The 10,693-nt window shown below is 58.5% G+C and carries 6 protein-coding genes; all 6 read right to left on the bottom strand.

The window, feature by feature from the left end; genetic code table 11:
- Window positions 1–17 precede the first annotated feature (17 nt).
- Window positions 18–3,620 carry a BREX system P-loop protein BrxC gene (gene brxC, locus HII33_RS04075; RefSeq protein ID WP_179394507.1) on the bottom strand — a complete coding sequence of 1,201 codons (3,603 nt, stop codon included), beginning with the start codon at window positions 3,618–3,620 and terminating at the stop codon, window positions 18–20.
- A complete protein-coding gene (locus tag HII33_RS04070; RefSeq protein WP_179394506.1) occupies window positions 3,604–4,209 on the bottom strand; it encodes a DUF1788 domain-containing protein in 606 nt (201 codons plus the stop codon). Before HII33_RS04070 ends, brxC begins: the two co-directional genes overlap by 17 nt.
- Window positions 4,202–4,804, bottom strand: a complete 603-nt coding sequence (locus HII33_RS04065) for a DUF1819 family protein (RefSeq protein ID WP_179394505.1) — start codon at window positions 4,802–4,804, stop codon at window positions 4,202–4,204. Before HII33_RS04065 ends, HII33_RS04070 begins: the two co-directional genes overlap by 8 nt.
- Window positions 4,805–5,708: 904 nt before the next feature.
- Window positions 5,709–6,515 carry a DUF2399 domain-containing protein gene (locus HII33_RS04060; protein WP_179394504.1) on the bottom strand — a complete coding sequence of 269 codons (807 nt, stop codon included), beginning with the start codon at window positions 6,513–6,515 and terminating at the stop codon, window positions 5,709–5,711.
- Window positions 6,508–9,675 carry an SbcC/MukB-like Walker B domain-containing protein gene (locus HII33_RS13775; protein ID WP_246287262.1) on the bottom strand — a complete coding sequence of 1,056 codons (3,168 nt, stop codon included), beginning with the start codon at window positions 9,673–9,675 and terminating at the stop codon, window positions 6,508–6,510. Before HII33_RS13775 ends, HII33_RS04060 begins: the two co-directional genes overlap by 8 nt.
- Window positions 9,665–10,681, bottom strand: a complete 1,017-nt coding sequence (locus HII33_RS04050; RefSeq protein ID WP_179394503.1) for a hypothetical protein — start codon at window positions 10,679–10,681, stop codon at window positions 9,665–9,667. Before HII33_RS04050 ends, HII33_RS13775 begins: the two co-directional genes overlap by 11 nt.
- Between the last annotated feature and the right edge of the window lie 12 nt (window positions 10,682–10,693).

The following is a 10,693-nucleotide window of genomic DNA, read 5'->3' as shown; positions in this document are numbered from 1 at the left end:
CCTCATCCCGTTGTTAGTTAGAAATGTAAGTCGATCTCATCCGCATCCTTCAGCCGCGCCAGCAACTGTTGACGCAAGGTCGCTAAATGATGATCAAGTTCTGCTGCGCTGCTAATGCGCCACTGACTGCCCGCGGAGACATCGCGCACTTGAACCGTCTTGATGCGGTGCACTGGTGGTTTAACAGGTGTCACTGGGCGAATTGGGTCCACTGGATCGACAGGATCTACTGGCACAACTGGCGGAACTGGCACCACCGGCTTCAGATTCTCGATGTAACTCGTCATCCGCTGGAACCGGGTCTTAGCCTTCGACGTCGTCACGTTGAGCTCATCCAATGCCCGCGCATCTGCGGCTTCCTGACGGATGCGCGCAAGCGCCCGCAAGAACTCTTCCTGCTGAGCCGCCGCCACGTCTGGTGTGATCGCTGCACGTTGCAGGTAGTCTAAGCCACTTTGCTTGGTTTCATCAATCTCTTGCAGCTTCTCGGCCTGCACTTGGTCAAACGCCGCACTATATATCTCGTCGAACTGCTCATCCAGTTCCTTAATCCGCCGAACGTTCCCCTTGGCCCGATTCGACTTCAGCACTGCACGCAACGATTCCGCAATTTGCGTCAACTTTGCATCGGCCAGGAAGTCCTTAGACCGATCATAGATCGACAGGTCCTGGAGCCCATCGTCCCAGACTTTTTGCATCTGTGCGCTGAGATAAAACTCCTGCGTGTCTGTTTCGACGTACTCATCGTGCCAGTCAAGCAGATCGTCTGACCGTTTCACAATTGTGGCAACGAACGCATCCGAGTCCTTGGCCGCCTGAAGCTCACGCAGGTAACTGATCCCCATTTCAATCAGATCGTGGCCCGGATAGGCGCGATTCTGATCCTCGAAGTGCTCCAGGTTCTTGAGGTCTGCCCCGACCTTGTCCTGCAGCTCATGCGTCACGGTTTCGAGGTCTTCGGCACCGAACTTTTCCCGCTTGAACACTTCCTTCGCCACTTCGCGCAGCTTCTTCAAGTCACGTTCTGGGGTGACGTAGCGCACCTGGATGGCAATGCGCTCTGCGTACTGCTTCTTTGTCAGGTATTCCGTCACCTGACGCGCGGAGTCCTGCATCAGACTGACTGGCTCGCCGTTGTAGCTGAGCTTGACTCGCCCAGCTTTGAGCAACGCGGCCACCAACCACTCGGTGTCCTCTTCGGTGTACCCGTAAGGAATGGTGGCAAAGCGGTTCAGGACGGACTTCAAGGTTACGTGCTGACTGGTCCGCAACTGCTGCTGAAGCCAGTCAAAGACGGCATCCACCGCGCGTGAATTTTCGTCCGTCTTGACGAGCCCATTGTCGTTGAGCAATGAAAGGATCGCCTGTTCCGACTTCGCCGCATCGATGTAGTCTAACGAGCGGTAGTTATTGTCAATGAGCGCCTTCTCCGCTTCCTCCAGCCGGGCCGCGAAGTCGTGGCTCGTGCTGATCGGTGCGCCGGCAACGAAAATCTGGGCGCGCTCTAGGGCATCTAATGCCTGCGTCTGCGCGGATTGATCTAGTCGAGTCCGTTCATCCTGACGTTCGTCCAGGAGCAACCGGAAGCGTGGATCCTGGTTGTTCGTGTTGCCCAACACATACTGCTTGATCTTCAGAGAGCGAGTGGTCAGGTCAATATAGTCGCGATCGTCTGGCAGCGCAATCACCATTGTATCCGGTGCAGTCGACAACTGCGCGTAGGTGCTTTCATCGCCAAAGTAGTCACTCTGCGGCGTGATCAGCTGAATGGTGAGCGCTTGGTTGCCGCGCCCGTATGGCTTGCCGTCAAGCCAACGGTTAAAGGCAAAGACGTAGCGATTGTGCAGCTTCGGATAGGTGTAGCGATCACTAATCGTTTTGCTAATTCCAAAGAAGTACTGCTGCAAGTTCTCCGCAATGGCGCTGTCGATGACGTTCTCGTGCTCGATCCCATCATTGATGTCCTGCTCGGCATCGGTCAGGAAAATGTACAGGTCAAAGTGTTTCTCGACGACGCCTTCGCGGATCAGCGCAGCCAGGGCCTCTTGCGTCTGCTTCGTCAACGCGATCCGATCGACGTTCACATCGTCGATCATCAGCGTCACCAGGTTGTTCAGCGTCGCCTTGAAGCTGTCCAGGTACTTGACCATGAACAGCGTCTTCAACACTTGGAGCGTGAAGGGGTTCTTCTCCCGATTCGGGTTCAGTGATGGATTGTCCCAGGCTCGCTGAATCACAATGTTATGCGTGTGGTCCAGGAACTGGGCCAGGCCCTCGAAGAACAGGGAGAACGGCACCAGCTGCCCCTCCTCCGCGTCCATCTTGCGCATGGCGGACTCCTGGAAAATGGAAAGCATCGACCGCTCCCCTTCGGACAGGTGCTTCCCGTCCGAACCGTGGTTACGAACCGCCGTCAGCACGTCCTGCAAGAGGTTGAACTGGTACGGCACGAACGGGTAGTTCAGCGCAAACTCAGCCGGGTCGCTGAACTTCTGGCGGGTGACGCCATCGTCAAAATCAATTGCGTTGCGCAAGGCGGCGGCGTTGCCCTGATACAGGCCTTCTAACTCCATTTGCGCCGGGGTGGTTTTGGTCAACAAACGCCGCTTAATCACTTCGTCGACGTTGGCCGAGCTCAATGCAATGCGCGTCTTGAACCGCCCTTGAATCTTGGAGAAATCCTGCCCGTTGAGATTCGTCGTCACATCCCCAATCGCCTGCTGAGAGGTGACAATCACCCACGCCTTGCCTTTGGTCGCAGAGCCCAGCTCCTCAACCACGGTTTGCAGGTTCAGCATCCGCTGAACGGAATCGCCCACGAACTGGCCGACTTCATCGACCAGGAAAGCAACCCGCTGCCCGGTTTTCTGAATGTACGCGTTGACCAGCTGCGCAAAGTTTTCAATATTAATGGGATAGCGGTTGAACAGGTTATCCACAAAGCCCTGGGCATCGGCTTCACTCATGTAGCCGACCTGCACCAGCGCATCACGAATCGTGCCCTTATTCTGGGAGTAATGGTCGCGGCCAAAGTTCCAGTCCAGCCCATTGGTTTCCAGCTGGTGGAACGCCGTCTTGAACGCCTCATAATGCCCACGCTCATCCAGCTGCCGTTCCAGATCGGCAATCCAGTGATTCTTATTGGAATACCCCTGCATCTCGTTGAAGACGCGCAGGAAAACATCGAGGATAACGTTGCTGTCAGTCTTCCCATCGTTCATGGCCTTAGAATCGATGTTGAACAGAATGACCTGCGTATTCGAGTTCGCCGCCGCTTGCATACGGGTGTACACGAAGGAATCGTTGATCTTATCTGCAAAGAATTCGACGGCCGGTCGCCCGTCGACCTCGCGATTCTCGAGGATGTATGACAAGATCTTCAGAAAGTGCGACTTACCAGAGCCAAAGAATCCGGAGATCCAGACGCCCATATCATCGGTCGGCCCTTGCAGCGCCTTTTCATACGCCGAGAAGAACTTGGCAAACTGGTCCTGAAGCTCGCGCGTCACCACGTACTCATCCAGCTCGACCTTAATGTTGCTTTCTTGGCTCACCTTGATGACCCCTTGAATGTCGCGATCAATCGGTTTAGCGAATAACTCCTTAATCTTCATGTTCATTCCATACCCTTCTCAGGCCGAACGCCCGGTAGTAGTTATCGTCCTTGATCTCACCAAACATCGAGAGGTGCAGGCCATCGTACTTGCCGGGGTAAAACATGACCACCGGCACTTTGTCGATCACCTGGTTCATCGTGTTCAGTACCTTATGCGATCGCAACAGCGGGAAGACCTGCCCAACGCCGGTCAAAAAGATAATGGTCGGCTCCTCGGCGTCAACGGCCGCCGCAATCTCTTCCACGATCAAGTTGCGCTCCTCGTTCATTTCCAAGACATTGTTGATCTCGTGGATTAACTGCTCCGTGCCGTACTCTTGCTCAAAATCGGCAAATCCTTCGACATAGCCGTACCGCTTCAGAATCGTAATCACCAGATCGTATAGATTGAAAACCTGGACGTTAGCGCCAATCGTGGCCACGGTGGCGGTTGTCGCAATGTTTTGCACCGCTTCTCTGACCCGCAGCTCATCCTTGGGATCGTAATCGAAGATGTAGTACCCCACTTCATTAGACAAACCGTGGTTCTGCTGAAAGCTCGGCGAAGCAATTTTGTCCCGTAGCCGCCGGAAATCTTCTTCTAAGTCAGCCATTAGTCCTCCCCGTCAGCGCCACAACATACACCGCCTGGTGATTTGCTTGCAGAATCGTCACCAGACGTGTGTCCAGCAGTGGTCGCTGCAACGCCAGCTCGCTTCCAGCGGCCCGGGCAATGCCGGACGCTCGCAGATAGTTGCGAATCGTGCCCTTCAGCCGTTGGATAGTGTTATCGTGCCACTCCGCCACCTCATCGCGCTCCGCTTGCAGCCGCGAGAAGAACGCATTGAGCTCATAATCCTGGAGCACCTCATCCCCCAGCACGACCGCATCTTTGAAACAATCGAGCATGAATCGCCGAATCAGTTCATCTGTATTCATAATGCCAATCAGCACCGTGATGCGTTGATTGTCCAGGTCTAGCGACGGAAAAATTTCACGCAAGTCTTCGGGCAACGACCGGATTCGCCGCAGAATACAGTTCACGACGTTCTCCGTTCGCGCAACTGAGCGCTGCTCAAACGCGTTGGTGTCGATGACTCGTTGCCGAATCGTCTGATCATCCTCGCTGTCCGTTACCCATTCCATGAGTTGAATAAACTCTGCGAACCAAAACCCGTACTTAACCGCACCGGCAGATAGTTTTGGCATACGTTACCTCCATTTTCCATTTTACAATTAGTTTATCGATCGTTGTAGTAGCTTCATCAAGTGCTCAGCCTGCAGCATGGGAGAAAGTGGTTTCACTAGTTATTCAGCACACTCAATCGAGTTTCTCCCAGCCTGTCGAAATAGCTTGGAAGCAATAAACTGCACAATGCGATTATACCGGAAAACCGCTGATTAAAAGCGTCAAGTTTGGGTTTAATCGTAAAAATTGCCAAGACTTTAGATGATTTCAGATGACAAAAATGTGGGCAGGTCCGTCACCGGTCCCGCCCACTAGCATACAGAATAGCTTTATTCTCCAGCACCAACTCTGCTAGCGTTACTTGCGCAGGTAATTATCAACGCCTGCCGGCCCCAACCACCACCTTAAGCAACTCTTCGTTGATGGCGGTGAGAATCTGACACCGGACAACTCGGCAGTGTTGCCAAGTACTTAAGATCTATGATGATTAACCCCAGCACGCAGGTTGGCGTGACCCTGACCTGATGATCGGCAACGATCGAATCACAGTTACTCATGCTGATTCACAGCCGGATTGCGTGATTGCTATTTAATCGAAAATCCTACTCATCACTGTCCACTACTTCATCCCTAATCGCTTCATGATTCCAGCGCGACTCACCGTCTCACCCTGACTGGTTGCAAGGTTAGCTTGTGTTTTCCGGTAATCTTCATCGTCTTCCATCCACTCAAGCACTGCTTGGCGCGTGTACACGGTCACAGAGAGTCCATCGAACTCAATCAGCCTCTGCAACTTATCATATTGGGCGTTCGTCAACTGCAAAGATATCACCGTTGTACCCGACATAACTTTCACCCGCCTTTAGCTACTAATGAGAGTAACCCGCCAAAAGACTTCAAGTGTAGCCGTCCAAACCCAACTATTCAGTTTTCCCCCAGCCACGCCCTGATCAGCCGCTCGTAGTCGTCCAGCAGCTGCTCCTGCTCCACGAACTGCCCCTGAAACGCGATGCTGTTCATCTCCATGCGCAACTCCGGATCCTGGACCGCCTGACGCCGCGTGCGCCGCGGGTCATCCTTGCCATACGCACTCAGCCATCCCATCACGCGCGTGGGCGACTGGAGCGCCAAGAACTCGCGGCTGGTCGGCAGCGCCTGCCGCAGGGTGTCCGCCATCCGGATGCCGGTAGCGTCCAAATCGCCCAGGTAGGTCACGCTCAAGCCGCGGGTCACCAGCGCGGTCAGCAGGTTCAGGTACGCGGGCTGAAAATCATTCCCGCCTTGAGCGATCAGCGGCCAGTCCGGATGCAGCTGATGCAGCCAGATGAACACGCCGTTATTCTCGATGATCACCGCGCGCTTTGTCGCTAGCGGCCAAGCTCCCATAGCTGCGACTTGCCAGGGGTTCAGTGTCAGCGGTTGCGGCAGGTCGGTGGCCAAAACGCCAGTAGACACGAAGGCCATCCCGATCAACTGCGCGGATAACTCGTGGATGACCACCCCTTGGCTGCGCAGGTGCTCGACCACCCAGGTGTAATAGTGATAGTGCGGCGGATCAGCTTTGGGGTCAGACAACGCATGCCCGATCAAACCGGCCTGGACGGCTTGAACCGAACGCGGTGGCAGCAGCTCACCGGTCTGCATCTGGTCAAACCAGCGCGCCAGGCCCGCAGCGTGGATCGGCAGCTGGCGGCCAGTAGCCGCCACGTACGCCGCTTCAAGCTCACTCATCCGCTGACGCCCCCACTTCTGCCGCCTTCCCAGCATCGACCGCGTGCTCTGCAGTCTGCCCTGCGTCGGTCGCGTGCCACTGCATCACTTCATGCACCTGATTGGCGTGGAACTTGCCGTCAGTGCGATCCGGAGCTAGCACCTCATAGGCGCGATTGGCCACCCCATCAGCGAGGATCTTGGTTTGCGCGCCGGAAGGCATGGTCGCGATGAAGTTGAAGCCGAAGCGATCGATGGTCTGGGCAAACGCCCGCGCGGTTTCCGGATCGAGCTTGTCGGCGAACTCATCAAACATCACCAGGTGCGGCGCATCCGGCTTAGCCGCCTGGTGCAGGCGCATTTTCGGCACCAGCAAGAGCGGCAGCACCATAGCCTGCGCCTTCTCCGCGCCGGAACCACCGGATTGAACGAAGGCGTCATTCACCAGCTCGCGCTCATCGGAGTGCCGCCGGTAGATGTAGATCTTGAACTCGGACCACAGGCGCGTGTCCAGCAGCGCCTCGGCCTCATCCATGAAGGCCTCCGCATCGGTAGCCAGATCGGGATTATTGACCAGGCGATCGATGCGGTTCTGCACCAGCGCGGTCAGGGCCGGCCGCTCGGTCAGTTGCAGATTCCGGGCCTCGGCCACGGCAGCTTCGGTGCTGCCTGGCAGCGGCTCAAGTGCGACCTCAAGGCGAATGCCCCGCGGGTCGATCCCTTCCGTCAGCATCTGGTTGTACTCGGGAATCAGCTGGTATTGTTGCGCGATGTGGAGCGCCGCCGCGTTGATGTAGGTCTGCATCGCCAGCAACTGGCCACTTTGGCGCTCGGCCACGGCGCGGGCCAGGTCGTCCAGACCAGCGGTGAACAACGCGATGGCCTGGGCCAAGTCGATTGGCACCACTAACAGGTCACCGACTTCTACCGTGCGCGCACCGCGCAATTGCGCCGCCAGATCGTGGGCTTCACGCTGATCGAACAAGACGTCCAGCGGCTGTTCGTGCTCGCGGCCATCCAAGGTGCTGCGCAACTCCGACCCCAGTTGACTGAAGGGGTGTTCCCGGATCTGCGCCCCATTGCTGTGGGCGAACTGCAGGGTCGCGAGAATATCATCCAACGCCGCATCCGCCGGGGCAAACAGGCGCAACTGGCGCAGATCAGACTCCAGCCGGTCATCGATCACGGTCAACTCCTGCGTGGTCTGCTCGATCTGGATCCGTTGCGACTTGACGGTCCCTTCCGCCTCACCGCGCTGGCGGATCAGCTTGTTGATCGACGCATCCAGGCCCTTGATCGTCTGTTTCTGCTTGGCCACCTGATCGGTCAGCGTCGGGTCCCGCTGCAAGTCATTGCGCTCAGCCGTCAACACGTTGATCTGCGTCTCGGCGACCGCCGGGTCAAAATCCGGATCGATCGCCGCCAGCAGCTTGTCCAGCTGCCCCTGGGCGGCCGTCAGCTTCACCTGCGCGAGGTCTTCGTCGTGCCGGTTGGCGTCGAGCGCCTGCATCGCGGCCGCGAAGGCCGCCTGCAGGTCCTGCAGCGTCCCCAGCAAGTCAGGTGCGGCAATGATGGCCCGTAGATCCGGGGCCGCTGCGAGCAGCGCTTGCTGCTTCGCCTGCAATGCCGCGACCTGCGCGTTCATAGTCGCCGCACCGGCTTCATGGATCTGCCGGTTGTCCGTCTGCAGCGCGGCATTCACGCTCGCGTTACGCCGCCCGGTCAGGCGGGTGTCGATCGCCGTACCCATGTCCCCTTGCATGCCCACGACCAATGCCACATCCGCACTGGTTTGGGCGATGGTAGCGGCCAGATGATGGTAGTCCTTGAGCTGCCGCTGCTTGGTGATCACAAAGTCGGCCAGGCTGGCCAGTAGTTGCGCGTCATCGGTTTGGGCCAGCGCCTGGGTCAGCTCCGTCCGGTTCGCGGAGAGTCCGTACAACTGCGCGATCACTGGCTCGAGCTGGTCTGCCCGAAGCGTCGCCGCTGCCTGCTGCAGGGCCACTACCGCTTCCTGGTGCTTGGCGACCACCGCCTCGTCCGCGCTTTTCTCGGCCATCTGGCGCTGATACAGGTCTAGCTCACTGCGCCAGTTGGCGATCTGCGTGTCCAAATAATCGCGTTGCCGCTCCAAGCTGGCCTGATCCGCGAGCCGTTCCTGCAGGCCAGCCAGCACCTCATCCGCCTGCTCGCGCAGCGTCTGATACCCGTCCTGCTGCGCGGCTAACTGGCTGATCGTGGCTAAGGCGTTGGTCACGATTGCCTGCGCCTGATCACGCTGAGCCGCCAGCGTGACATGGCGCGGCAGAAGCCCGTCGTCGGTGGCGTTCAAGCGGTTCAGGTTGCCCCAGAACTGCGCCTGCTTGATCCGATCCAGGCGCGCCAAGCCAAGCTGCAGTTCGTGCTGCTGGGCCAAGGTCTGATTCAGACTGCGCTGCGAGGTCGCCAGCGGCTCGATGATGCCCACGCGATCGATCGGCTCCTGCGCCATGCGCAGGGCGTTGGGGATCGGGGCGAACCGCGCACTGCCACCGGTCAGGATCGGCGAGGCCAGCAGGCGATAGGCATTGGCCAGCTTGCCCAACGCCTCCCCGCCATCGAAGCCGTAGACATCGCGCGCCACGGCGCCGCGATAGGCTTGCCAAGTGTCATAGACCTGTAGCTCCTCGCCAAACCCCGCGTTGGCGTCAATGAAGCCTTGCTTATCTAAGGCAGCACCAGCGTCATCCACGCAGGTCAGTGCCGCGACTTCACGCGACACCAGCACGAACCACCAGGTGGCCGCCTTTTTCCCGTCCGTCTGCCGGTGCGCCCCGATGCCCAGCACCACCTGTCGCTGGGCAGAGGCGAACACCATGTAGGTATACCCGGTGCGCACTTGGTACTGCGCCGGCCCCCAGCCGAGCAGCATCGAATTGAAGGTCCGCTTGTCGCGCGTCGTGTTGCGCGGGTCCGTGCTGCCGCTCACTGCGTCGCTTGAGCGCGCCGGATTGAAGTTGGGCGTCGCGATCGAGCCGTCGATCAGAACGGGATAAAACGCGTTGGCCAGGGTCGTTTTACCCACCGCATTGGCCCCCAGCAACGTGAGGTTGCCATCGGTGGCCGCCACCAGGTCCAGCTGGGTATACTGCCCGAAGTGGCGCAGGTGATAGCTCACGGGATGCAAATAATCATTCTCCAACGTCATCATCCTCCAATGTAATGGCAAAGCGCTTGGCCAGTGGCGTGGCGACCCAGCTGCCGTGCTCAAGCGTCGCCAGGCCGTTCAGGCGCAGCTCATCCTTGACCAGACTCTGGTTCACGTTGGCCTGTGGGTACAACTGCCGCGCCAGTTGCCGAATGCGCGTGCCAAGCGCTGCATCCGGCAACCCCGACGCCAACGACCGCGCCACCGGCAGAGCGACGAAGTACTGCCTGGAGGTAAGCTCGCGGCGATCCGCATCCAGCAAGGCCGCGTAGTCATCCCCGACTTCCAGATAGAAGCGCTGCAGCGGCTGCCAGGCCGCCGAGATCTGGCTCTTCAGCTGCTGCAAAGTGGTCCACAATGGCCCGGCACTGCTGTCCATGACCCGATGCTTCAGCAGATACGCGTTGACCTGCTGCTGCGCCGTTACGGTAGCCGGCGGCGCCTGCAGGCTGGCCTTCATCGCCTGCACCAACAGCTGCGCGACGGCCACGAAGTCCACCGAGACATCCCAATACTCGTCCACGACCTGACTGGCCGCGGTGGGTTCAGCATCCACCGGGTTATCCGGCGTCAGCAGCTGGAACCGCTGCACGAACAGCTCGTCGATCAGCTTGCCGACCTGCTTGTCCGACAGGCCCGGTGCCGCCGTCTGGACACTGGCGATCACCGGCCGCGCCTCGATCACGCGATCGGCTTCCACCCCTTGGGCGGCCGGCGTGTTGATCACGGCCTTCAGCGTCGCCAGCAGCACCGTGATCTCAGTGCTCGACAGCTGGTCTGAGCCCATGAGCCACACCCAGTTGTCCTGAAACGACAGCGGCGTGCGGCCGAACACTTGCTTGAACCAGCCATTGATGCGGCGCTGTCCTTCAGGGCGCTGATACGCGTCGCGTGCGGCGATGGCACCGGCCTTCATCTCTTCGGTTTTCGTGCCGGTAAAAACGCCATGCGCGAGCAGCTGCTCGATCACCGCCCGCTCAGCTCTCGTGAGTTTGGCCATGTTGCCCTCCTT

Origin of the sequence: Lacticaseibacillus absianus (genome assembly GCF_013407595.1) — a bacterium.
GTDB classification, from domain to species: domain Bacteria; phylum Bacillota; class Bacilli; order Lactobacillales; family Lactobacillaceae; genus Lacticaseibacillus; species Lacticaseibacillus absianus.
The sequence above is the reverse complement of the archived record's forward strand: the minus strand, read 5'-3'. Positions and strand labels throughout refer to the sequence as shown.